The 21,080-nt window shown below is 68.3% G+C and carries 24 protein-coding genes; 9 read left to right on the top strand and 15 right to left on the bottom strand.

Translation table 11 applies throughout. From position 1 onward, the window contains the following. Window positions 1–54 precede the first annotated feature (54 nt). Window positions 55–957 (bottom strand): MBL fold metallo-hydrolase, encoded by a 903-nt coding sequence (locus GO488_RS14700; RefSeq protein ID WP_162318569.1) that lies wholly within the window; start codon window positions 955–957, stop codon window positions 55–57. A 468-nt stretch (window positions 958–1,425) separates the two neighbouring features. Between GO488_RS14700 and serS the strand changes: the two genes are divergently transcribed. Beyond that, the gene (serS, locus tag GO488_RS14695) at window positions 1,426–2,802 is read left to right on the top strand and encodes a serine--tRNA ligase (RefSeq protein WP_162318568.1); all 1,377 of its coding nucleotides are present in this window, start codon (window positions 1,426–1,428) and stop codon (window positions 2,800–2,802) included. A 4-nt stretch (window positions 2,803–2,806) separates the two neighbouring features. Here the strand turns inward: serS and GO488_RS14690 are convergent, their stop codons facing one another. From GO488_RS14690 to GO488_RS14680, 3 genes are all read right to left on the bottom strand, one after another. Further along, window positions 2,807–3,283 carry an NUDIX hydrolase gene (locus tag GO488_RS14690; RefSeq protein ID WP_162318567.1) on the bottom strand — a complete coding sequence of 159 codons (477 nt, stop codon included), beginning with the start codon at window positions 3,281–3,283 and terminating at the stop codon, window positions 2,807–2,809. Window positions 3,284–3,500: 217 nt separating this feature from the next. Beyond that, a complete protein-coding gene (locus GO488_RS14685) occupies window positions 3,501–3,860 on the bottom strand; it encodes a nuclear transport factor 2 family protein (RefSeq protein ID WP_162318566.1) in 360 nt (119 codons plus the stop codon). Next, window positions 3,853–5,271 carry a redoxin domain-containing protein gene (locus GO488_RS14680; RefSeq protein WP_162318565.1) on the bottom strand — a complete coding sequence of 473 codons (1,419 nt, stop codon included), beginning with the start codon at window positions 5,269–5,271 and terminating at the stop codon, window positions 3,853–3,855. The genes GO488_RS14685 and GO488_RS14680 overlap by 8 nt, the downstream gene beginning before the upstream one ends. A gap of 104 nt (window positions 5,272–5,375) precedes the next feature. Here GO488_RS14680 and GO488_RS14675 point away from each other — a divergent pair, with 104 nt between their 5' ends. Continuing rightward, on the top strand, window positions 5,376–5,891 hold the full coding sequence (locus tag GO488_RS14675) for a DUF367 family protein (RefSeq protein WP_162318564.1): 516 nt from the start codon (window positions 5,376–5,378) through the stop codon (window positions 5,889–5,891). Window positions 5,892–5,907: 16 nt separating this feature from the next. On the opposite strand, the gene GO488_RS14670 is transcribed toward GO488_RS14675, so the two are convergent. Next, complete coding sequence (locus GO488_RS14670) at window positions 5,908–6,963, bottom strand: enolase-like domain-containing protein (RefSeq protein ID WP_162318563.1); 1,056 nt, start codon at window positions 6,961–6,963, stop codon at window positions 5,908–5,910. Between the two features lie 83 nt (window positions 6,964–7,046). Between GO488_RS14670 and GO488_RS14665 the strand changes: the two genes are divergently transcribed. Then, window positions 7,047–7,196: a 50S ribosomal protein L40e gene (locus GO488_RS14665; RefSeq protein WP_162318562.1), complete on the top strand. Its 150-nt coding sequence runs from the start codon at window positions 7,047–7,049 to the stop codon at window positions 7,194–7,196. 84 nt (window positions 7,197–7,280) lie between these two features. On the opposite strand, the gene GO488_RS14660 is transcribed toward GO488_RS14665, so the two are convergent. Beyond that, the gene (locus GO488_RS14660; protein WP_162318561.1) at window positions 7,281–7,892 is read right to left on the bottom strand and encodes an MBL fold metallo-hydrolase; all 612 of its coding nucleotides are present in this window, start codon (window positions 7,890–7,892) and stop codon (window positions 7,281–7,283) included. Between the two features lie 77 nt (window positions 7,893–7,969). On the opposite strand from GO488_RS14660, the gene GO488_RS14655 reads away from it, so the two are divergent. The 4 genes from GO488_RS14655 to GO488_RS14640 all read left to right on the top strand — a co-directional run bounded on the left by GO488_RS14655 (window position 7,970) and on the right by GO488_RS14640 (window position 10,191). Continuing rightward, complete coding sequence (locus GO488_RS14655) at window positions 7,970–8,689, top strand: ThuA domain-containing protein (RefSeq protein WP_162318560.1); 720 nt, start codon at window positions 7,970–7,972, stop codon at window positions 8,687–8,689. Between the two features lie 133 nt (window positions 8,690–8,822). Then, window positions 8,823–9,011 carry a DUF5786 family protein gene (locus GO488_RS14650; RefSeq protein WP_162318559.1) on the top strand — a complete coding sequence of 63 codons (189 nt, stop codon included), beginning with the start codon at window positions 8,823–8,825 and terminating at the stop codon, window positions 9,009–9,011. Then, a complete protein-coding gene (locus tag GO488_RS14645; protein ID WP_162318558.1) occupies window positions 9,008–9,559 on the top strand; it encodes an endonuclease dU in 552 nt (183 codons plus the stop codon). Before GO488_RS14650 ends, GO488_RS14645 begins: the two co-directional genes overlap by 4 nt. 44 nt (window positions 9,560–9,603) lie before the next feature. Then, window positions 9,604–10,191 (top strand): uracil-DNA glycosylase, encoded by a 588-nt coding sequence (locus GO488_RS14640; RefSeq protein WP_162318557.1) that lies wholly within the window; start codon window positions 9,604–9,606, stop codon window positions 10,189–10,191. Window positions 10,192–10,330: 139 nt separating this feature from the next. On the opposite strand, the gene GO488_RS14635 is transcribed toward GO488_RS14640, so the two are convergent. After that, window positions 10,331–11,596 carry a tRNA(Ile)(2)-agmatinylcytidine synthase gene (locus GO488_RS14635; protein WP_162318556.1) on the bottom strand — a complete coding sequence of 422 codons (1,266 nt, stop codon included), beginning with the start codon at window positions 11,594–11,596 and terminating at the stop codon, window positions 10,331–10,333. A gap of 135 nt (window positions 11,597–11,731) precedes the next feature. Here GO488_RS14635 and GO488_RS14630 point away from each other — a divergent pair, with 135 nt between their 5' ends. Then, window positions 11,732–12,706 carry a transcriptional regulator gene (locus GO488_RS14630; protein ID WP_162318555.1) on the top strand — a complete coding sequence of 325 codons (975 nt, stop codon included), beginning with the start codon at window positions 11,732–11,734 and terminating at the stop codon, window positions 12,704–12,706. Window positions 12,707–12,743: 37 nt separating this feature from the next. Here GO488_RS14630 and GO488_RS14625 read toward each other — a convergent pair whose 3' ends face one another. The 3 genes from GO488_RS14625 to pyrE form a co-directional block, all read right to left on the bottom strand. Further along, entirely contained in the window at window positions 12,744–13,004 is a 261-nt protein-coding gene (locus tag GO488_RS14625; RefSeq protein WP_162318554.1) for a glutathione S-transferase N-terminal domain-containing protein, read from the bottom strand. Window positions 13,005–13,074: 70 nt separating this feature from the next. After that, complete coding sequence (locus GO488_RS14620; RefSeq protein ID WP_162318553.1) at window positions 13,075–14,514, bottom strand: NCS2 family permease; 1,440 nt, start codon at window positions 14,512–14,514, stop codon at window positions 13,075–13,077. Between the two features lie 114 nt (window positions 14,515–14,628). Then, window positions 14,629–15,180, bottom strand: a complete 552-nt coding sequence (pyrE, locus tag GO488_RS14615) for an orotate phosphoribosyltransferase (protein ID WP_162318552.1) — start codon at window positions 15,178–15,180, stop codon at window positions 14,629–14,631. A 178-nt stretch (window positions 15,181–15,358) separates the two neighbouring features. Between pyrE and glmM the strand changes: the two genes are divergently transcribed. After that, window positions 15,359–16,717, top strand: coding sequence for a phosphoglucosamine mutase (gene glmM, locus GO488_RS14610; RefSeq protein ID WP_162318551.1), 1,359 nt, complete (start codon window positions 15,359–15,361; stop codon window positions 16,715–16,717). A gap of 9 nt (window positions 16,718–16,726) precedes the next feature. Here the strand turns inward: glmM and GO488_RS14605 are convergent, their stop codons facing one another. From GO488_RS14605 to GO488_RS14585, 5 genes are all read right to left on the bottom strand, one after another. Then, the gene (locus tag GO488_RS14605; RefSeq protein ID WP_162318550.1) at window positions 16,727–17,839 is read right to left on the bottom strand and encodes a DUF7118 family protein; all 1,113 of its coding nucleotides are present in this window, start codon (window positions 17,837–17,839) and stop codon (window positions 16,727–16,729) included. Continuing rightward, window positions 17,839–18,201 (bottom strand): phosphoribosyl-AMP cyclohydrolase, encoded by a 363-nt coding sequence (hisI, locus tag GO488_RS14600; protein ID WP_162318549.1) that lies wholly within the window; start codon window positions 18,199–18,201, stop codon window positions 17,839–17,841. Before hisI ends, GO488_RS14605 begins: the two co-directional genes overlap by 1 nt. A gap of 43 nt (window positions 18,202–18,244) precedes the next feature. Then, window positions 18,245–19,225, bottom strand: coding sequence for an A24 family peptidase (locus GO488_RS14595; RefSeq protein WP_162318548.1), 981 nt, complete (start codon window positions 19,223–19,225; stop codon window positions 18,245–18,247). 164 nt (window positions 19,226–19,389) lie between these two features. Then, window positions 19,390–19,779 (bottom strand): ferredoxin Fer, encoded by a 390-nt coding sequence (gene fer, locus GO488_RS14590; protein ID WP_162318547.1) that lies wholly within the window; start codon window positions 19,777–19,779, stop codon window positions 19,390–19,392. 83 nt (window positions 19,780–19,862) lie between these two features. Next, window positions 19,863–21,056: an inorganic phosphate transporter gene (locus tag GO488_RS14585; protein WP_162318546.1), complete on the bottom strand. Its 1,194-nt coding sequence runs from the start codon at window positions 21,054–21,056 to the stop codon at window positions 19,863–19,865. Window positions 21,057–21,080 lie beyond the last annotated feature (24 nt).

Here is a 21,080-nt window from a genome sequence, read left to right as displayed (position 1 = left end):
GCACTTACTCCCGTCCGTGAGGCGGGTGGCGGTTACTGCCGTCGTACTCGAACCCTACTCCTCGCGGTCCAGCGAGACGAGGACGCCGCGGACGTTCATCGCCACCTCGGCGCTGGCCTTGCGCTCGCCCCAGATCTCGGGCGTCTCGACCGTCTCCACGAAGTGGTCGGCGACGGCCTCGTCGTCACCCAGTTCCGCGCGCTTCTCGGCGACGGCGGCGACCCACTCGTCGAGCTTCTCGGCGTACTCGTCGAGTCGATCGGCGGTCGCTGCCGGACCGAAATGCCCGTACAGCAGGGTCTCGGGGTCGATATCTCGGATCGTCTCTACGTCCGCGAGCGCCCGTTCCAAGTCGAAGTTCACCGGCGGCGTCGTGACGTGGACCTCGTCGGTCGAGGGCGTGTAGATACCCGCCGCGTCGGCCGTGAAGACGCCGCCGATACTCGGGTCGTGAAACACCACCTGATGGGGGGCGTGACCCGGCGCGTGGACGGCCTCGAAGGCGCGGTCGCCGAGGTCGATCTCGTCGCCGTCGGTCAGTTCGACGACGCGCTCCTCGGGGACGGGCTTCGGCTCGGCGTAGAACTCGATCTGGTCGCCGACGGCCCCCTTCGTCCCCTCCCAGATCCGCTCGGGGTCGACGAGGTGGCGAGCGCCGAGTTCGTGGACGTACACCGTCGCGTTCGGGCACTCCTCGACCAGATACCCGGCCCCGCCCGCGTGGTCCAGATGGATGTGCGTCAGCGCGATGACCTCCAGTTCCTCGGGCGCGATTCCGACCGCGTCCATCGCGTCGAGGATTCGCTCGTAGTTCGTCCCGAGTCCCGTATCGACCAGCGCCGGTCGCTCGGCGTCCACGACGTAGACGGAGCCGTACTCCGGCACGTCGTACATCCCGGTGTCGACGTAGTGGACGTCCTCGCACGCCTCGACCTCGTACACGTCACCGATTGCCATGTATAGGGTGGCGCTTGGTGGCGGGAAAACCGTTGTGACCGCTAGCAACCTTCGAATCTCTCGCAAGTAGTGGCGGTACGACTGAGAACAGCCAGAAAGCCCCGGTGGGCTACGCTCCCGCGGTTCGTTGCGCGCTTCCCTCACTCGCTACGCTCGTTCAGTGCAGTGCTTACTTCACCGGGGTTCGCGTAGCCCACCGCCCCTTTCAGTCCCGCCCCGTGGAACGGTCGACCGGGTGGGACTGAAAGGGGCCGGACGCTCGATTAGCCCGGACGACGCAAGCACTGGACTGAGCGAACGAAGTGAGTGAAAGGAAGCGCGCAGCGAGTCCCGGCAATCGAGCGTCCGGGGGCTTTCTGGCTGTTCTTGACCGAGTTCGTCGTCACGGAAGCACACGAACCACCGTTCCATGCGATTACGAATGCTAGGACCGACACGCCTAATTCCGCCCGTCGAGAACCGCCGGACATGTTATCGAGACAGTTCGTCCGGGAGAACCCCGAGACGGTCCGGGACGCCATCGAGCGGAAGGGCGTCACGGGCGTGGACCTCGACGCGATTCTGGACATCGACGAGGAGTGGCGGGAACTGAAGGCCAGGGGCGACGGGCTCAGACAGGAGCGAAACGAGGTCTCGAAGAAGATCGGCAAGCTCAAACAGGAGGGCCAGGAGGACGAGGCCCAGGCGGCCATCGACCGGTCGCAGGAGCTGAAAGACCAGCTACAGGAGGTCGAAGACCGGGCCGACGAACTGGAGAGCGAACTCGAAGACGCGCTGCTCGAACTGCCGAACATCCCCCACGACTCCGTGCCGACCGGCGACGGCGAGGCGGACAACGTCGAGCGCTACCGGCGCGGATTCGACGACCTGCGCGAGCTGCCCGAGGAGGTGATTCCCCACTACGATATCGGGGAGGAACTCGACGTGCTGGACTTCGAGCGCGGCGCGAAGGTCAGCGGCGGCGGCTACCAGTTCGTGAAGGGGGCCGGCGCGCGGCTCGAACACGCGCTGATTCAGTTCATGCTCTCGCTCCACCGCGAGCAGGGCTATTCCGACGTGCTGCCGCCGATCCCGGTCAACAGCGCGTCGATGCGCGGCACCGGGCAGCTGCCGAAGTTCGACGAAGACGCCTACCGCGTCGAGGCCCGGCAGGACGACGAGTACGACGACGACGACCTGTGGCTCCTGCCGACGGCGGAGGTGCCAGTCACCAACATGTACCGCGACGAGATCTTGCTGGACGACGACCTCCCCATCAAGCACCAGGCGTTCTCGCCGAACTTCCGCCGGGAGGCCGGCGAACACGGCACCGAGACGCGCGGGTACGTCCGCGTCCACCAGTTCCACAAGGTCGAACTCGTCAACTTCGTTCGGCCCGAGCACAGTTACGACCGACTGGAGGCCTTACTCGGGGAGGCCGAAGCGGTGCTGGACGAGCTCGGCCTGCCCTACCGCGTGCTGGAGATGTGCACCGGCGACATGGGCTTCACGCAGACCAAGAAGTACGACATCGAGGTCTGGGCACCCGGCGACGACATGGAGGACGGGCCCGACGTGGGCGGCCGCTGGCTCGAAGTCTCCTCCGTCTCGAACTTCGAGGACTTCCAGGCCCGCCGGGCGGGCATCCACTACCGGCCCGAACCGCACGAGTCCGCGCAGTACCTCCACACGCTCAACGGCTCCGGCTTAGCGGTGCCGCGCGTGATGGTCGCGATCATGGAGTACTACCAGAACGAGGACGGCACGATAACCGTGCCGGAACCGCTGCGCCCGTACATGGGCGGCCAGGAAGTCATCGAGGGGTCGGAGCCGGTCGGCGAGAGCGCGCTCGGCGAGGGCGAGTAAACGGTCAGTCGTTGGCGATGACCGTCGCCGTCGGCAGGTCCGCGACGTGCTGACAGACGTGGCGTACCTGTGGCAGCGTCGCCGAGGGGAGCGCCGACGGCGTGACCCAACGGGCTTCGAAGACGCCCTCGTCCTCGTTGGGGACGGGATCGGAAAGCAGCGTGCAGTCGTAGACGGTGTATTCCGACACCGTGTTCTCGAGGCTGTCGTGCGTGTACCAGAACTGGGTCAGCGGCCCGTCGACGCGCGCTCGGCAGTGGAGTTCCTCGTCCAGCTCGCGGTGGAGGCCGTCGGTGGCGGACTCGCCGTCGTGAACGCCGCCGCCGGGGAGCGTCCAGAACGGGGTCCCGTCCGAGTGGCGCTCCTTGACCACGAGCACCTTTGACCCGGAAGTCACCAGGGCTTTCGCGCCGTTCCTGATTCGGAACTCGGTCTGCCGCTCGGTGACTGCGTTGTTGGGGGTGCTGGACGGCTTCGACATGTCCATTCCCCACGGCCTTACGGACCATTACTACACGCGGCCTAACTGGCGACCGGTCCGTCGCACCGTGATTTAGGCGGTCCGGGGTAAAACAGCGGTACCGGGACTTAGTCAGACGTTATGCGTCAGACGCCTGTCAGCGTTTCGGACCCTCCCAACAGTTTCACTCTCCCGTAGCGCTCCACCTGCTGCATGATCTATCATGGATTACTGCCACCTACCGTGTATACGTCTGGATACGCTGAATACGGCGGTCGGCGAACTCGAAGACGTCCACGAACCGGACGATGCGCTCGCCGTCGGCCGAAAGCAGTCGGCCCCGAACGCCGACTTCGGGCGAGCTCTCGTCGTCGCGGCGGTAGACGCCGGTTATCCGGTGAGTAGTGTCCTTCTGCGGGCGCTCCTCGCGCATGAACCGGACGAACCGGTCGCGACCCTCGATGGTCCGGTCGGGCCGGTCGTGGACGAACGACGCCGCGAGCAGTCGCGCCAGCAGGTCGTAGTCGTCCTCGTCCAGCGCGCGGTAGTACAGCTGTGCGCGTTCCGTCGGCGGCGTGTCGGGCGGGAGGTCACTCATCGTCGGATCCTTCGGTCGGGTCGGTCAGTTCGAGCTCCGCCGGCGCGTCGCCGTTCTCGCCGGCGGACTCGTCGTCCTCTGCGCTGCCGGATTCGCCGTCGCGGGTTTTCTCGGTGTCGGTTCCGGTCTCGCTGTCCGAGCTCGCGTTCCCGCCATCGGTCGCGTCGTCTCGCGCGGGCGGCGCGTCGACCATCGCCGTCGGCGCTTCGGTCACCCCTTCCCTCGGGGATTCGTCGGGAGCGTTAGCGGTCAGTTCGGCCTGAATCTCGGCGAGCTCCTCGTCGCCGATTTTCGGGTCGTCGTCTTCACTCTCCCGCCCGTCTCCGTCCACCGCATCGCCGCTCGCTGTCCCATCGGCTTCGGCCGTCACCGGTTCGGGTTCGCTCGACGGATCGGCCGATTCGCTCGATGCGCCCGTCTCGTCGCCGTCGGACGCCACCGCGTCGTCGATGTCCACGCCGAGGGCGGTATCTATCTGTTCGCTCTCGTCCGGCAGGATGCTGCTCGTCTCGTGATCGCCCCTCACCACGTCCGTTCGCTCCGGCGGCCACCGCTCGTCGGGGTCCGGCGGTTCCGCGTACGTCCGGGCGGTTTCGAGCGGTCCCTCCGCGTCGTCGCGGAGGGTCTGGCCCTCGGCACCGCTCCCGCTGGCGTAGGCGCTCGCCGATTCCACCAGCCAGTCGGCGGCCTGCCAGAGCGCGGTCGCCTTCGCCTTCGAACCGTCGTAGATCGGTTCGAGCGCCGGGTCGTCGACGAACCGAACCGCGGTGTCGAACCGGTCGGCGGCGTCGTCGAACGCCTCGCGGGCGCGCTGGAAGTCGCTCTGGGCCAGCATCCACTCGGAATCGCCGAACTCCCCCATGGCCGCGGTGAACGCCCGCCGGCCCTCCGTGTAGTGAGCGTAGCCGACGCGATACCGGGCGAAGGCGGTGTCGTCGCCGCCGGTGTCGGCGATGGCGTCTTTCAGCTCCTCGACCCGGGGGAGTTCGGTCACGTCGCCCGTGCTCCAGGCGTACTGGACGACGCCGTCGTGGTCGACGACGGCGACGGCCCGTTCGAGCAGTCGCTGGCCGATATCGTCGACGAACGCGACGTCGTACCGTTCGGCGACCTCGCCGGCGGTGTCGGCGAGAAGCGGGATCTTGAGGTCGTAGCGCTCGGCGAACGCCCGGTGACTGTACACCGAGTCCGGACTGATGCCGAGGATCGTCACGTCCTTCTGCATCGTGAAGAGGTCGAGTTCGTCCAGGTCACACGACGTGTCGTCGCAGGCGGGGTTGAAGTCGGCCGGGTAGAACGCGAGGATCACCACGTCCTCGCCGAGGTACTCCGAGAGCGCGACGCGACGGCGCTCGCCGTCGACTAGAGCCGGCAGTTCGAACGTCGGCGCTCGTCCCCCCGCCGAAAGCATAGTCGCACGTCGGACTACCGATACTTAAGGGTAGCTGACATCGGCCGCGCGGAGAGCGGCGGGCGGAACGAGCCGTTTTTGCCCCCGCGAGCGGTAGTTCGGGCGTGGAACTTCACGTCCGCTACGAGGGCGACGACGACCCGAAGAAGTGCAGCGCCCGGAAGCTCGCCCGGTTCGACCTCGCCGAGCTCCACCGAGCGACGCGCTCGACGCCGCCGGGCGTCGTCCTCAACCCCTTCGCCGAGCAGGCCATCTCGCCGGCCGACCGGGCCGACGCGGGCGACGGCGCGCGACACGATCGGTTGGTCGTCCTCGATTGCTCGTGGGAGACCGCCGAGCGGGAAGCGTTCGACTTACAGGGCGTCCACCGCTCGCTCCCCTTCCTCGTCGCCGCCAACCCGGTCAACTACGGGACGCCGTTCCAGTTGAACACCGTCGAGGCCTTCGCCGGCGCGCTCTGTATCCTCGGGGAACGCGACCACGCCGAGCGCCTCCTCTCGAAGTTCTCCTGGGGGCACACCTTCCTCGAACTCAACGAGGAGCCCCTCGAACGGTACGCCGACTGCGAGGATTCGAGCGACGTGATCGCGGTGCAGGACGACTACCTCGTCGAGGAGTGACCGACCACCGAATCGCTCACTCGAATCCCGTGCCGATGCCGCGCGGGTCGCTCGGCGGGGAGAGCGGCGTCCCCGGTACGTCAGACGAGGGGTCGGGGTCGTTGTACCCGCCCGGGGCGACGTCGTTGGGCGAGTCGGGATAGTACAGCGACGCCAGCGCTTGGATGTGGTCGCGGCCGACGCCGAGTTCGAACTGGCCGCCGCCGTACAGGCGGATGTCCTCCTCCGCGCAGTAGGCGACGGTTTCGAGCACCGACTCGACGGTGCCACACCGCGACGGTTTCATGTTGAGCCACATCGGTTCGAACGGCAGTTCCTCGACGCTCTCGACGCCGGTGATGGGTACGTCCCACGTGACGCGCGCCTCGCGGCCGTCGAAGACCGGCCGGGTCTCGTCGGTCAGGTTCGGGTCCTCGACGAGCGCGTCCGGCAGGCCGTCGACGACCCGGCGATAGAAGTCCGCGTCGACGGTCACGTCCACCCCTTCGGTGTCGTACAGCCCCTTCAGGTCGAGGACGCGCACGTCGTACGTCGAGAGCGACGCGATAAACTCCTCGTCCCACTCCGGCGTCGGGTCGAGTTTGAACCCCAGGTCGTCGTGTATCGAGAGCAGGTCGTCCAGGCGGTCGGTCGCCGGCGGCTCGTCGCTCTCGGGGTCCGAGAGGCGCGTCGAGACGACGAACTCGACGGGGTCGTACTCGTGGCCGACGGCCGTCCCGAGGTCGGTGTCGGCCTGTTTCAGCGCCAGGTCGAGCGCCGCGCTCTCGAAGCCCCAGCGCCGGTAGTGGCGAAACCGCTCCTCGTCGGGCGGTTCCGGCCAGAGGTCGGCGTCGGAAAGCGCATCGGAGAAGGAATCGAGGGTGTACTCCCCCGAGAGGTCGAGGTCGTGGTCGGCGAGCGCGTGGTGGGCCTCGTTCGTGTAGGTGACGTCCTCCCCTCTGCCGGTCTCGCCGTCGCCGGAGAGAGAGATCGTCGTCGTGGCGCGGTCGAACCCGCTGGAAGTGGCTCGTTCCTGCACTTCGAACGCGCAGTCCTCGACCGTCAGCGAGCGGTCCGCGACGTGCTCGTACATACCGATTGCCGACGGCCGCCGGCCTCAAAGGTGCGCCGGTCGGAAACTCAAAACTTAAACGGCCGCGCCGGCAACCGACTCGCATGGCTAGCTTCGAGGCAGCGTCAGACCGACTCCTGAACAAGCAGATCTGCATGCGCTGTAACGCCCGGAACCCGCAGCGCGCCGACCAGTGCCGGAAGTGCGGCTACGGCAACCTCCGCCCGAAGGCGAAGGAAGTCCGCAGCGCGTAATCCGGCTCTCGATTTCTCCCGGCAGCGTACTCGTCCAGCGGCGGCGCTTCCGGCTCGGTCGGATCCGCCGGTCGTCGGAAGTCGCTACTCGTCGGGGTACTTCGGTTCGCGGCGCTCGGCCCGTTCGAGGGCGCGTTCGACCACCTCGCGCACGTCGCCGTGGAAGACGCCGCCGTGGCCCGAGTACATGTGCTCGACACCCTCCGGCATCCGTTCTAAGAGGTCCTCGATGCTCTCGATGAGTCGCTCGCGGGACTGGTTCGGCGAGTCCGTGCGGCCGAAGGAACCGTCGTCGAACGCGCCGTCGTCGTGGACGACCACGTCGCCGGAGAACAGCGAGTTCTCGGAGACCAGCGAGACGTGGTCGTCGGCGTGGCCAGGCGTGTAGACGACTTCGCAGGTCTCGTCGCCGACCAGCAGTTCGTCGCCGTCCTCGATGGCGTGGTCACGGCGCGAGTGGTCGGCGTAGGCGTACAGCTCCGCGTCGAACGCGTCGAGGACGGCGTCGAGTTGCGCGACGTGGTCGCCGTGCTGGTGGGTCAGGACGACGGCGTCGACGGCGTCGGCGTGCGCTCGGATCGCGTCGACCACGCCGCTCATCGCGCCGGCGTCGACGAGCGTCGTCCGCTCGCCGGTCGCGAGGTAGGCGTTGCAGGTGAACGTCTCGGCGTCGGCGGTGACGTTGTGAACGTCCATGGTCGGGCTGTGGGGGGCCGGCCGTTTGAGTGTACTGACAGCGCCAGCTTTAGACCCGCCGCCCGCGGACCCCACCTATGGCTTCCGTCACCGTCTGGAACGAGTTCATCCACGAACGCGAAGACGACGCCGTCGCCGAGGTGTACCCCGACGGCATCCACGCGACCATCGCCGACGCCCTCGAAGACCGGGGCCACGACGCCCGCACGGCGACGCTGGACGAACCCGAGCACGGTCTCACCGAGGCCGTCCTCGACGACACCGACGTGCTGCTCTGGTGGGGTCACGCCGCCCACGACGAGGTCGAGGACGAGGTCGTCGAACGAGTCGCAGAGCGGGTCCACGAGGGGATGGGCCTGCTCGTACTCCACTCGGCACACGCCTCCAAGCCGTTCAAGCGGTTGCTGGGGACCCCCTGTGACCTGACGTGGCGCGAGGACGGCGAGCGCGAGCGCTGCTGGGTCGTCGACCCCGGCCACCCGATCACCGACGGGCTGGACGACTCGCTGGTCATCGACGAGGCGGAGATGTACGGCGAGCCGTTCGGCGTCCCAGAACCCGACCGGCTGGTGTTCACCTCGTGGTTCGAGGGCGGCGAGGTGTTCCGAAGCGGCTGTTGCTACGAGCGGGGCCGGGGCAGCATCTTCTACTTCCGACCGGGCCACGAGACCTACCCCATCTACCACCGCGACGACGTGCAGCGGGTCCTCGACAACGCGGTTCGCTGGGCCGCTCCGACCGAGGGGGCCGACGCCACCGCCGGCAACCGGAACGTCGAGCCGCGCGAATCGCTATAGCACGCTCGATTTGCGGTCTCTCGCGGACGCTCGTCTGTGAAGCGCGACAGCGAACCGGATCGCTCCCTCAGTATCAATCCGTAGAATCGGGGGATGCCTTTTTCATTCCGAACGTCATAGTTCTACACGTACCATGGGGTTCGGGAGCTACGACGAATCGGAGCAAGACAATCAGGAGTACGACACAGACTTCGACGACGAGAGCGGTCTCAACTCGGAGGAAAACGCCCACGAAGGGGACGTAGAGTACGAGTTCACGGCATCGAACGACGAGCTACTCGACCGTCTCTCTGACATCAAGGAGTCTGAAACGAATACGTGAAAACCGGGGTTCGAGCGCTCGGCATCGCCGAGTCGTATCGGAGCGAAACCAGTCACCTCGCCGGAGCGGTCGTTCGGGCGAGTCGCGTCGTCGACGGGTTCGTCTTTTCTTCGTGCACGGTCGGCGGGAGCGACGCCACCGACGCGGTCTGTGAGATGGTCGAGCGACTGGACCGCGAGGACGTCCGCTACCTCCTGCTCTCGGGTATCGCGCCGGCGTGGTTCAACGTCCTCGACCTGCGCGCCATCCGCGACCGGACCGGTCTGCCGACCGTCTCGGTCGCGTTCGAGTCCTCGCCGGGATTGGAGAGCGCGATCCGCGAGGCCTTCGACGACCGCGGAACCGTCGAGGCTCGACTCGAAACTTACCGCGCTCAACCCGACCGCCGCCGAGTCTCGGTCAACGGCGAGGCGGTGTACGTCCGAGCGGTCGGACTCGACGACGACGCGGCCGCCGACGTGGTGCGCGGGTTCACGCCCGAGGGCGGCCGCCCGGAGCCGTTGCGGGTCGCACGGCTCGCCGCCCGGGGGCTGGTCGACGCCGGATGACGGGCGACCGCCGCCCTTGATACGGTCCGGCCCGAACGCCGGGTATGGGACAGATGGAGGGACTGGACGTCCTCGCCTGCGAGCGCTGTGAGGAACTGTGCGAGTCACGCACCCGGATCGTCAACGGCGTCGGCCCGGCGGACGCGGACCTGCTGTTCGTCGGCGAGGCCCCGGGAGCCAACGAGGACGAACAGGGGAAACCGTTCGTCGGCCGCAGCGGCGACGTCTTGGACGAGACGCTCCGCGAGGTGGGCTTAGACCGAGGCGACGTGCGCATCACGAACTGCGTGCGCTGTCGGCCGCCCGAGAACCGCGACCCGCACAAGGAGGAGCTGGCGAACTGTCGCGAGTATCTGGAGACCGAGATCGACCGCGTGGACCCCGAAGTCGTCGTCACGCTCGGGAAAGTGCCCGCCCAACACCTACTGGAACGCGATGTCGCCGTCACCAGCGAAGCCGGCGACGTGGCGGACGTGACTATCCAGGGGTCGCCCCAGCCCGTGATGATCTGCGTCCACCCCGCGGCGACGCTGTACGATTCGAGCCAGAAGGGGACGTTCGAGGACACGCTCCGGAAGGCCGCGGAGTTCACCGACGGCGAGAGCGGGCAGCGGCGCTTAGGCGACTTCTAGGAACCCGGTTTCGCAGTCGTTCACGGGCGGCAAAGCCGCCCGTGAGCCCGAGAGAGCGACGGTCTCCCACTGCGCGACGGAGCGCTCCCGGCCGCTGCCTGTGACCGGTGCTTTCGAGACGAACGTCGGAGCGAGACAGTCACCGCTCCGGGTGGGTCACGTCGTCGAAGCCGCCCCGAACCAGCGGTTTCGCGATGTGGCGGCGCGCCACCGGCGGGACCTCGTACCAGCCGGGTTCGAGCGAGCGGTCGAGCGGGCGGTCGACCTTCCCGTCGGCGCTCGTCCCGCAGTCCCGACAGCGATACCCCTGGTTCCGGCCGGCGGAGGACATCGACCGACCGCAGTCGGGGCAGTCGGGCGTGACGAGTTCGGTTCGGACGAGGTCGCGAGCGGCGAACTTCTCCAGTTTGAGCGTTCCGTCCGTGACCTCGCCGCAGACCGTGACGCGGTCGCCCTCGCGGAGCGCGCGCACCCGGTCGCGGAACCCCTTCGTGGGTTCGAAGGCGGCACAGCGGAGGCTGTCGTCGCCGTCGGCCAGCGTCAGGAAGACGTGGCCGCCCTCGCGGGTCGCGGGCGCGTCGACCACTGTACCGGTGACGCGGTAGGCGCTGTCTGCCGCCACGTCGGCCATCGCCGCGTCCCGTAGGTGCACGTCGGTCCCCTGATTCGTCAGGAACGTCGCCCGCTCGGCGACGGGCTCGCTCTCGACGGCGTCGGCCACCGCTCGGCAGGCCTCGGGGTCGTCGCCGCGGATGCCGTAGAGGATCGGACAGGGCGTGCGCGGGACGCAGACCGGATACCCCGACTCGCGGTCGACCGTGTCCCAGACGGTCGGATAGTGAGCGTCGGCGGCGGCCCGGACGCTCGCGTCGTCTACCTCTCGGTCGGTCCCCCAGCGCGCCCGCTCGCGGTAGGCGATGTGCTCGTAGGTCCAGTCGTCCAGCGCCGCCCACGCGCCGACGGCCGCGAGCGCGCCGACGAGGCCGCGGCCGTTGCCGCGCTCGACGCGGGCGAACCCCGCGAAATCTGAGAGCTGCGTCGCGGTCACGCGGTCCCGTATCTCTCTGATGGCGTCGACGGTGAACTCGCTGACCTGCGGCGGGACGTCTCCGGGCGCGCAGTCGGCGACGACGGCCCCGGGGTTCGTCATCGGGTCGTCGGTCTGAGCCAGCGAGAGCGTCTCGCGGACGAGGGGAGTCACGCGGTCGGCCGCTAAATCGGTGTGGACGGCGAGTGCGGCGTTCCCCCTCGTCTTGTGTTCAACGGCGGGGTTGAGCCGAATCAGGAGGAGGCGCTCGACGTGTCCACCGGCCTCGCGGATCGCGTCGGCTAACCGGGCCGCGGCGTAGGTGGTACACATCCCCGTCTCGCGCGAGTCCGTATCGTCCAAGCCGACGACGGTCACGACCGCACGTAGCCGACTGTGGCTCAAACCAGTTTCGTCACCGCCGCGACCGAAAACGGAGTCGAGAACAGCCGAGACCGGCACAACGCATATATGCTGTGACTGGCTTACGCCCCACTAGAGGAACCGAGAACCATGTCACGATCCGCACTGGTCGGCAACGTCACTGCCATGTTGGAAGACGCGGGGTTCATGGTGAGCGACCGGTGTGCGATTCGGCCGAAGAGCTTCGACGTCGCCGCCCGTCGCGGCGAGGACGTGCTGCTCGTGAAGATCCTCGGCAACATCGACGCCTTCGACGGGCACACGGGCGGCGAGATGCGCCGACTCGGCACCTACCTGAACGCGACCCCCATCGTCGTCGGTCTCAGGACCAGGGACGAGGAGCTGAAACCGGGCGTCGTCTACTTCCGCCACGGCGTGCCCGTCCTCTCGCCCGATACCGCGCTGGACCTCTTCGTCGAGGAAGTGCCGCCGCTCATATACGCCGCGCCGGGCGGCCTCTACGTCAACATCGACTCGGAGGTGCTCGCGGACGTCCGCGAGGAGAAGGAGTGGTCGCTGGGCCGACTCGCCAAGGAACTTGGCGTCTCCCGACGGACGGTCTCGAAGTACGAGGACGGCATGGACGCCTCCGTCGAGGTGGCCGCCGAACTCGAGGACCTCTTCGACGCGCCGCTGACCTCGCCGGTCAGCGTCCTGGAGGGGACCGAGGACATCCGCGACGACGAGCCGGCGCCGGAGGACCCCGACGTGGCCCCGGAGGACGAGCCGATCGCCACCGTCTTCACCCGCATCGGCTTCGAGGTCCACCCGACCGACCGCGCGCCGTTCAAGACGGTCAACGAGAACGCGAACCGCCGCGAACAGCAGGTGTTGACCGGCCACTCCGCGTTCACCGAGGCCGCCGAGAAGCGGGCGCGCATCATGTCTTCGGTCGGCGAAGTCACCCGCACCCGCTCGGTGTACGTCGTCGACGAGCTCACCCGCGAGTCCGTCGAGGGGACGGCGCTCATCGAACAGGACGAGATGGAGGCCATCGAGGACGCCGACGACCTGCGCGACCTCATCATGGAGCGGGGCGACGACCCCGAAGAAGTGGCGGAGTAGGCGCTTTTCCGGTCAGGATCTGAAAACTCGGGGACGGTTACGCCGCCGCGCCGTCGCCGTACGTCTCTTCGAGATACTCCACGATGTCGTCGGATTCGGGCATCGCGTCGACGCCGTTGTCCGGGTCCACGAGGACGGGAACGCCCGTCTGCCCCGAGATCTCCTTCACTTCGTCGCGCTCGTCGTGCGAGCGCGGGACCATGTGGGACTCGTAGTCGAGGCCGAGTTCGTCGAGCTTCGACGTGACCTTCGCGCAGTACGGACAGCCCTCCAGTTCGTAGAGTTCGAGGTTGGACATCTGAGCGTGACTAGCGGGGCAATCGGAAAAAGGGCGTCGGTGCTGTGCGTGAGAAGCGGCAGCCGCCGAATCAGAGCGCGCCGGCGAGGATGCCGCTCGTGCGGACGAAGAAGTAGAAGACGAAGGCGGCGGCGAGCACCCACTGGCCGGCGTGAACGTCACGATAGTCGCCCTGTGCGGCCTTCACGACGGGGTAGGCGATGATCCCCGCGGCGATGCCGTAGGAGATAGAGTAGGTGAAGGGCATGATGAACATCGTCAGGCCGGCGGGGACGGCGTGGCTGAGGTCGTTCCAGCGGATGTCGACGATGTTGCGCAGCATCAGCACGGCGATGACGACCAGCGCGATGTGCGAGGCGTGGAGCGGCACCGCGGCCGCCAGCGGGACGAGCGCGAGCGACGCGAGGAAGAGCAGCGCGACGACGAGCGCGGTCAGGCCCGTTCGGCCGCCCTCCTCGACGCCGGTCGCGGACTCGATGTAGGTCGTCACCGTCGAGGTGCCGATGATGCCGCCGACGGTCGTCCCGACGGCGTCGGCCATCAGCGGCTTGTCGATGTCGGGGAGGTTACCCTCTTCGTCCAGGAAGCCCGCGATCTGGGAGACGCCGGTGAGCGTGCCCGCGGTGTCGAAGAAGTCCACGAAGAAGAACGTGAAGACGATGAGCGAGAAACCGAGCGCGTCGACGTTCGAGAAGCCCGAGAGGAACGCGCCGACCAGCGGCGTGATGTCGTAGCCCGCCGCCGAGTAGACCACGTCGGTCTGGCCGGTCAGCGAGGCGGGCGTATAGAGGAAGACGCCGTCGAGGGCCGGGACGGAGGGATCGATGGCCGAGTAGCCCAGCGCCGCGGCGGCGTAGGAGGCCAGCGTCGTCAGCGCGATGCCGATGACGATGGAGCCCGGAATGTCCGCCGAGTAGAGCGCGAACGTGACGAACAGGCCGAGGACGGAGATGATGGCGATCGGGTCGCTGGCGAAGACCGGGTTGAACTGCAGGAAGGTCGCGGGGTCAGAGGCGACGACGTGCATCGCCTCCAGCCCGATGATCGCCAGGAAGAGGCCGATACCCGCGCCGACGGCGAACTTCACGGGCTCGGGGAACAGCTTGATGATGTACTCGCGCGCGCCCACCGCCGTCAGGGCGATGAAGACGACCCCCTCGACGACGACGGCGGCCAGCGCCGTCTGCCACGGCACGCCCAGCCCGAGGACGACGGTGAACGCGAAGAAGGCGTTCAGCCCCAGCCCGGGCGCTTGCGCGAACGGCCGGTTGGCATACAGCGCCATCACGAGCGTCGCCGTCGCCGCCGAGATGATGGTCACGACGGCGAGCATCTGGATCGTCTGCCCGGTCGTCCGGCCGTCGACGGAGATGGCCGCGCTCAGTATCGCGGGGTTGACGACGACGATGTAGCTCATCGTCAGGAACGTCGTCACGCCCGCGAGGATCTCGGTCGATACGTCGGTGTCGTGCTCGTCCAGTTCGAAGAACTCAGCCAGCGTCCCAGCCATTGTCCGAGGCTCGCCACAGACCGGCTTAAGCGTGGCGAGAGCGGCCGGTAATGGTTATCGTGACGAGATGTCGGGAGACCGACCGTCAGCGAGGCCGCTGCCGTCGTCGGTTGCTCAGGCGTCTCCGTCCACAGCCACGTCTTCGGGGGCGTCCGCGAGCAGGTCCGAGGCGGTGACCAGCGATTCGAGTTCGAGATCGTGACTGGCGAGGTTCTCGGCGGCCCCCTCCTCCCGGTCGACGACGACGAGGACCCGAGAGACGACCGCACCGGCGTCTCGGAGCGCCTCCGCCGCGTCGATGGCGCTCTGGCCCGTCGTGGCGATGTCCTCGATGACGACGACCTCCTCGCCCTCCGCTAGTTCCCCCTCGATGAGGTTCGCCGTGCCGTACTCCTTCTGTTGCTTCCGCGCGATGACGTAGGGCAGGCCCGTCTCGACGCTCGTGACCGCGACCAGCGGGACGCCGCCGAGCGCGACGCCCGCCAGTTTCGTGTCAGCGACCCGCTCGGCGAACGCCTCGGCGATGCGTTCGAGACACGTCGGGTCCGTCTCGAAGACGTACTTATCGACGTAGTAGTTCGACGTGCCGCCGTGGGAGAGTTCGAACTCGCCGTACTTGACCGCGTCAGCGTCCCGCAGCGCCGCGATGAGTTCCTCGTTGGCCATACGCCGTCTCCGCGGCCGCGAGGCTAATGGCTGTTGGAATCCGTCGTGCCGACGGCGGCGGCGGATCGACCGTCGCCGGCGGGGCGAGTGGACGGATTCGGCCGTTCCTGTCGGATTGTGAACGTCTCTGGGCCAGCGGCGACACCCCTAAGCCAGTCGGCTACGGACACCCGTCCGAATGCACGTGTTCGGGTCGAGCGGCGTTCGAGGCGTCGCGGGCAAAGAGCTGACGCCGCGATACGTCCTCCAGGTCGCGGAGGGTGCGGGGAGCGTCTGGGCCGGCGAGTACGGCCGGGTCGCCGTCGCGCGGGACACGCGGATAACCGGGCGGACCTACGTCAACGCGATGACGAGCGGGCTCACCGGCACGGGGTTCGACGTCGACCGGCTCGGGATCGCGCCGATGCCGGCCCTGCAGGCCTACTGCGACCGCGAGGGCGTCCCAGGCGTGATGATAACGGCGAGTCACAACCCGCCGGCGTACAACGGCATCAAGCTCGTCGGCGACGACGGCGTCGAGTTCTCCCGCGAGCTGCTGGACCGCGTCGAGGCCGCGATGGCCGAGGACTCGACGCAGGCGGCGTGGGAGCAGGTCGGCGTGGACCGCGACGTCGAGAGCGCCCGGCAGTCCTACCGGGAGGAAGTCCGCGAGGCCGTCGACCGCGAGCGCATCGCCGAGGCCGACCTCACCGTCGTCGTCGACCCCGGCCACGGCGCGGGGTCGCTCACCAGCCCCGACCTGTTCCGCGAACTGGGCTGTACGGTCCACACGATCAACGCCCAGCCGGACGGACACTTCCCCGGTCGCGACCCGGAACCCGTCGAGGCGAACTTGGGCGACCTGCGGGCGTACGTCGAATCGACGGACGCGGACCTCGGCATCGCCCACGACGGCGACGCCGACCGGGCGATGTTCGTCGACAGTGAGGGCGAACACGTCGAGGGCGACGAGGTGCTGGCGGCGCTCGCCGCCGCGGAGCTCGACCCCGGAGAGGGCGTCGTCTCGGCGGTCAACGCCTCACAGCGCCTCGTGGACGTCGTCGAAGACGTCGGCGCGGACCTCTCGCTGACGCCCATCGGCTCGACGCACATCGTCAGTCGCATCCACGAGCTGGAGGCCGAGGGGACCCACGTCAGCATCGCCGGGGAGGGCAACGGCGGCATCCTCTTCCCCGAGTACCGCATCGCCCGCGACGGGGCCTACACCGCGGCGCGCTTCTGCGAACTCGTCGCGGAGACGCCCGCCCGCGAACTGGTCGCGCCCTACGCCGACTACTACAACGACCGGCGCAACCTCCACATCGAGACCGAGAGCGAGCGCGAGGCGATGCTCGCGAGCATCGAGGCCTACGCCGAGACCGTCGACGCCGACCTCGATACGACCGACGGCTGGCGACTGGACTTCGGCGACGGGTGGGTGCTGGCCCGCCCCTCGGGAACCGAGCCGCTCGTCCGGGTCTACGCCGAGGCGCGGACGCCGGAACGAGCCGCGGAACTCGCAGAGCGGATGGTCGAAGCCGCCAAAGCGGAGGTGTAGCGCGCCCCGTTACAGCGGGTCGTGTTCTTCGAGTGCCGCCTCGATGGCTGCTCGCTCCTCGCGCACGTCCTCCAGTTCCCGTTCGACGGCTCCGCTCGCGAGGCGCTCTCGCTCCTCGCCGGATAGCTCCGAGCGGGCGAGCGCGCTCTCTCGCAGCCGAGCGTAGTCCTCGCGGGCGGCGAGGCCGCGCACCTCGCGCAGGCGGGCGACGACGGACTCGTCGGCGAACCCCGAGACGACCGACCGGTACTCGCGGACGAGCCACGGCAGGCGCTCGGCCGGCGGCGGCGGCCACGAGACGGTGAGCGGGTCGGCGTCGAGATTCCGGAGGTAGGTCCGCCGCGTGGAGACCGCTCGCTTGAGCGCGGCGGTGTCCTCGACGTAGTGGTCGAGTTTCGACGCGGAGTAGTCGGCGTATTCGAGCAGTCGCGGGATCGGTTCGGTCCCGGCTTCGGCAGTCCGGACGTATTCGAGGAGCGCCTCGGGCGGCGACTGAAAGTCGACGAGCGGGTAGGCGTCGGCCCGTTCGACCGCCGAGAGCACGTCGCGGGCCGGCGAATCGGCGCGGAACTCGCCGAAGGCCTCGCGGACGGCGTCGTCGTACGCCTCGATCGGCTCGCGCAGCTGCTCGACCGGTGCGTCGAGGTCGGCGTCGCCGAGCCGTCGGAGGCGTTCGAGGGCGGTGGCGCGCTCGTCGAGTTCGCTCGCTCGCCGCCGGGCCGCCCGCCGCGCCTCGGCGTAGCGCTCGCGGGCCGTCTCCCACTCGTCGAGCCGCGCGACGAGGTCGCCGACGGGTTCGAGTTCCGCTCTCGCCCGCTCGAAGTCGCTCTCCGAGAGGCGACGCTGCTGGAGGAACTCGTCGACCTCCTCGAAGGTCTCGCGTTCGGGCAGGTCCTCGGGCAGTTCGTCGGTCAGCGTCCCGACGGTCCCCTGGAACTCGGTGAACGCCTCGAAGTCGCCGCTGCCGGTCGCTCGGCCGTCGTATCGGTCCAGTAAGTCGAGCAGTTCCCGATAGGCTTCCCGGCACGTCCGCAGGTCCGCCTCGCCGACGGCTTCGACCCGCTCGCGGGCCCGTCGGCGCTCCTCGGCCGCCGTCTCCAGTTCGCGGGCGGCGTCGGTCATCAGTAGACGTCGTCGGGGTCGAACACCTGTTCGCCGACCTCCTCGCCGTCGACGGTCCGGTAGAAACAGGACTCGTAGCCGGTGTGACAGGCCCCGCCGGACTGATCGACCAGATAGAGCAGGGCGTCGCCGTCGCAGTCCACCCGGACCTCCTCGATCTCCTGGGTGTGCCCGCTGGTGCCGCCCTTCTTCCAGAGTTCGTCCCGGCTCCGGGAGTAGTAGTGCGCGTAGCCGGTCTCGCGGGTCCGTGCGAGCGCCTCCTCGGTGACGTAGGCGAGCATCAGCACCTCGCCGGAGTCGGCGTCCTGTGCGACCGCCGGGAGGTACTCCTGCTCGTCGAACGCCAGCGTCACGTCGGTCATACTCTAACGCTGGCCACAGCCCGAAATAGGTCTTTTGTCGTCGTCAGGCCAGCCCGACGACGGCGAGCAGCGAAAACAGCACGTCGCCGTAGGTCAGCGCCACGACGAGCCCGAAGAACATCGGGACGAGGAAGGGGATGCCGGGTGAGATCCACACCTCCCGTTCGCTGACGACCAGCTCTAAGCCGTCGCGCAACTGCTCGGGCGAGGTACCGTAGGCCGACCCCTCGATGTCGTCCAGGAAGCGCTCGGCACCCCACGGGTCCGCCGGTCTCGGCGCGTCGGCGTCGCGGGTCTCCGTTGCCGCCGAGACGCCGCCGTCGGCGACGATCGCGCCGTCGCCGGGGTCGTTCGGCTCAGTTGGGAGCGATTCGGGGTGGCGGTACCGGGTGGAGTCCGCCCGGAGCTCGGCGAGCGTGACGCCGCGCCACTGGAGGTACATCCGGAGGGCGTCTAAGTCCAAGCCGCTCCGGGTGAACCCCGCGGTGGTTTCGAGCAGTCGGCCGTACTCCTCGGGCAGTTCCTCGACGGCGACCGGCTTCCCGATGAACATCGCCGGCGAGAACCGTCCCTGCGCGAGGTTCGTGGCCGCGACGCCGAGCGGGTAGAACAGCCCGGCGACCACCGTGTTCGAGAGGACGGTCAGCGAGAAGACGCCGAGCGTCGAGGGTTCGAGCGGCAGCGCCGCCGTCGGGAGGTAGTAAACGGGGTAGACCGGAAAGAGGACCGCGATCAGCATGAACGCCTTCGCGTCGGCCCCGCCGAACCCGCCGATGAGCCAGAAACCGTAGGCCAGCGGCGCGACGAATCCGAGGCTGATCGCGACCCGAATCAGGAAGGCCTGTCCGCTCGTCGGCCCGGTGAGCACGGCATAGCTGTCCCAGGCGAGCAAGACGACGGCCAGCGCCGCCAGCGGTACCCACGTCCGATTCGGCACCCGTCGCGTCTTCACGTCGCGGTAGGCCGCCCACCCGAACACCGGCACCGCGAACAGCCGCAACAGGTCCGGTATCGACCCCAACACGCATCGCAGTGTGACGTGAACCACCCTAATTGTTCCGGTGGGACCGGCGGGCCGGGCGTTCTGGCGGGCGAAAGCGGACGAAAAGCGGCGGTCGAGACGGTACAGCGTCCGCTACGCGGTCAGTTTACGACGCGGCGAAACGGCGGAAAGACCGCAGAACGGCCTTATATGACGCGGTTCTGCAGGTAGTCGAGGTGCTTGGCGTTGTAGACGATTCTGACCTCGTCGGTGTCGGCGCTACCGATGCAGGTCAGTCGGACGTTCTTCTCCTCGACCTCCTCGTCGGAGAGGATCTGCTGCATGTCCATGTCGATCTCGCCCTCGAGGACGATGGCAGCGCAGTTCGCACAGGCACCGGCGCGGCACGAGAAGGGCCAGTCGTAGCCCTGTGCCTCCGCCGCTTCGAGGATGTACTCGCCCTCGTTGACGTCGAGCGTTCCGTAGTCTTCGTCGTCGAGACCGAGGTCGTCGGCCTCGCTGAAGACGTCGTCCTCGTACATGTCCCAGCCGTTGTCGTCCACTACTTCGTAGTTAAGGTACTCTACCGTGGGCATCACCTGTCGGGTTCGAACCCCGACTTGTTAGACTTTGCCCTTCGGGAACGAACCGTGAACGATTGTGAGAGACGGCGGCGGTGTCACGTGACAGGAAGGAAGCGAAAGACGAGGTAGGCGGCCACCGTCGCGATCGAGGGGACGACGTTCTGGAGGAAGATGACGCGGGCCGTCGTGCCGGGTTCGAAGAGGTCCGAGGCCGACGGGACGTCCTCCCGGAGCGTCTCGCCTCGTTCGGATTCGCGCAGTTTGGGCCCGGAACTCGTCTCGCCGCCGACAGTGGGCGCGTCGTCGGCCGCGAGGGACTCGACGGGCGCGGTCGACGCCTCCCGCACCGACTCGGAGAGTTGGGTCGTCCGGGTCGCCCGTCCCCATCCGAGCCCGACGATACTCATCGTGGCGATGATGACGAAACTCGCGGGGATACCGAGCGCCGAGAGGAACGTGACGATGGTCGAGGAGACGGTGGCGACGACGATGGCCGCCACGAGCGGCAGGTCGGTGAGGTCGTTGCCGACGGTATCCATCGTCCGCCGGGCGATGGTGAACGCGCCGAGGCCGATGGCCGCGCCCCCGAGCGCGATGGCCGGGTACATCTCCAGCGAGCCGTTGCCGACCAGTGGCGCGACGGCGTTGGCGACGTTCGACGCGCCCGCCGAGAACGCCATGTAACAGCCGATACCGACGACGACGGCCGTCCCGACGAACTCCCGCTGGGTCGTGTGCTCGCCGAGTCGGGGGCGCGGGATCGCACCCGAGTAGTCCATCACGAGCAGCGATCCCTCGCTCTGGGAGACGGCGAACCACTCGACCAGCGTCGGGTAGAAGTACCGGCCGATGACGCCGCTGACCCAGAAGGCGACGATGGGCGAGACGAGCCACCACGAGACGATCTCCAGCATCAGGCCGCCGTTGAGCGTCTGTTCGGCCAGGCCCAGCCCGGCGATGGCCCCGACGGCCGTCATCGACGTCGAGGCGGGGACGCCGACGACGTTCGAGAGGAACAGCGCGACCCCGATGAAGAAGAGGACCACGATGCTGATGAGCGGCGAGAACGCCGTTTCGACGAGGTCGCTGCCCAGGCTCTCGACGACGGCCGGGCCGACAAGCAAGCCGCCGGCCAGCGCGAAGACGGTCATCAGCGCCGCCGCCGAGAGCTTCGAGAGGGTCTCGCTCCCGACGGCCGGGCCGAAGGCGACGCCGGTCGAGGACCCCCCGATGTTGAATCCGACGAAGACGGCGACGACGAGTCCGAGCGCGAAGAGGACCTCTACCATACGGTACGCAGGTCGGGCGGCCGG

Source organism: Haloarcula limicola (assembly GCF_010119205.1).
In the GTDB taxonomy this organism is placed as follows: Archaea; Halobacteriota; Halobacteria; order Halobacteriales; family Haloarculaceae; genus Haloarcula; species Haloarcula limicola.
This window is presented reverse-complemented; position numbering and strand designations above follow the sequence as displayed.

Bases quoted from the DNA above. Each gene is read 5' to 3' on its own strand.
- GO488_RS14700 (WP_162318569.1), bottom strand. From the start codon at position 957: ATGGCAATCGGTGACGTGTACGAGGTCGAGGCGTGCGAGGACGTCCAC.
- serS (WP_162318568.1), top strand. From the start codon at position 1,426: ATGTTATCGAGACAGTTCGTCCGGGAGAACCCCGAGACGGTCCGGGAC.
- GO488_RS14690 (WP_162318567.1), bottom strand. From the start codon at position 3,283: ATGTCGAAGCCGTCCAGCACCCCCAACAACGCAGTCACCGAGCGGCAG.
- GO488_RS14685 (WP_162318566.1), bottom strand. From the start codon at position 3,860: ATGAGTGACCTCCCGCCCGACACGCCGCCGACGGAACGCGCACAGCTG.
- GO488_RS14680 (WP_162318565.1), bottom strand. From the start codon at position 5,271: ATGCTTTCGGCGGGGGGACGAGCGCCGACGTTCGAACTGCCGGCTCTA.
- GO488_RS14670 (WP_162318563.1), bottom strand. From the start codon at position 6,963: ATGTACGAGCACGTCGCGGACCGCTCGCTGACGGTCGAGGACTGCGCG.
- GO488_RS14665 (WP_162318562.1), top strand. From the start codon at position 7,047: ATGGCTAGCTTCGAGGCAGCGTCAGACCGACTCCTGAACAAGCAGATC.
- GO488_RS14660 (WP_162318561.1), bottom strand. From the start codon at position 7,892: ATGGACGTTCACAACGTCACCGCCGACGCCGAGACGTTCACCTGCAAC.
- GO488_RS14655 (WP_162318560.1), top strand. From the start codon at position 7,970: ATGGCTTCCGTCACCGTCTGGAACGAGTTCATCCACGAACGCGAAGAC.
- GO488_RS14650 (WP_162318559.1), top strand. From the start codon at position 8,823: ATGGGGTTCGGGAGCTACGACGAATCGGAGCAAGACAATCAGGAGTAC.
- GO488_RS14640 (WP_162318557.1), top strand. From the start codon at position 9,604: ATGGGACAGATGGAGGGACTGGACGTCCTCGCCTGCGAGCGCTGTGAG.
- GO488_RS14630 (WP_162318555.1), top strand. From the start codon at position 11,732: ATGTCACGATCCGCACTGGTCGGCAACGTCACTGCCATGTTGGAAGAC.
- GO488_RS14625 (WP_162318554.1), bottom strand. From the start codon at position 13,004: ATGTCCAACCTCGAACTCTACGAACTGGAGGGCTGTCCGTACTGCGCG.
- GO488_RS14620 (WP_162318553.1), bottom strand. From the start codon at position 14,514: ATGGCTGGGACGCTGGCTGAGTTCTTCGAACTGGACGAGCACGACACC.
- pyrE (WP_162318552.1), bottom strand. From the start codon at position 15,180: ATGGCCAACGAGGAACTCATCGCGGCGCTGCGGGACGCTGACGCGGTC.
- glmM (WP_162318551.1), top strand. From the start codon at position 15,359: ATGCACGTGTTCGGGTCGAGCGGCGTTCGAGGCGTCGCGGGCAAAGAG.
- GO488_RS14605 (WP_162318550.1), bottom strand. From the start codon at position 17,839: ATGACCGACGCCGCCCGCGAACTGGAGACGGCGGCCGAGGAGCGCCGA.
- hisI (WP_162318549.1), bottom strand. From the start codon at position 18,201: ATGACCGACGTGACGCTGGCGTTCGACGAGCAGGAGTACCTCCCGGCG.
- fer (WP_162318547.1), bottom strand. From the start codon at position 19,779: ATGCCCACGGTAGAGTACCTTAACTACGAAGTAGTGGACGACAACGGC.
- GO488_RS14585 (WP_162318546.1), bottom strand. From the start codon at position 21,056: ATGGTAGAGGTCCTCTTCGCGCTCGGACTCGTCGTCGCCGTCTTCGTC.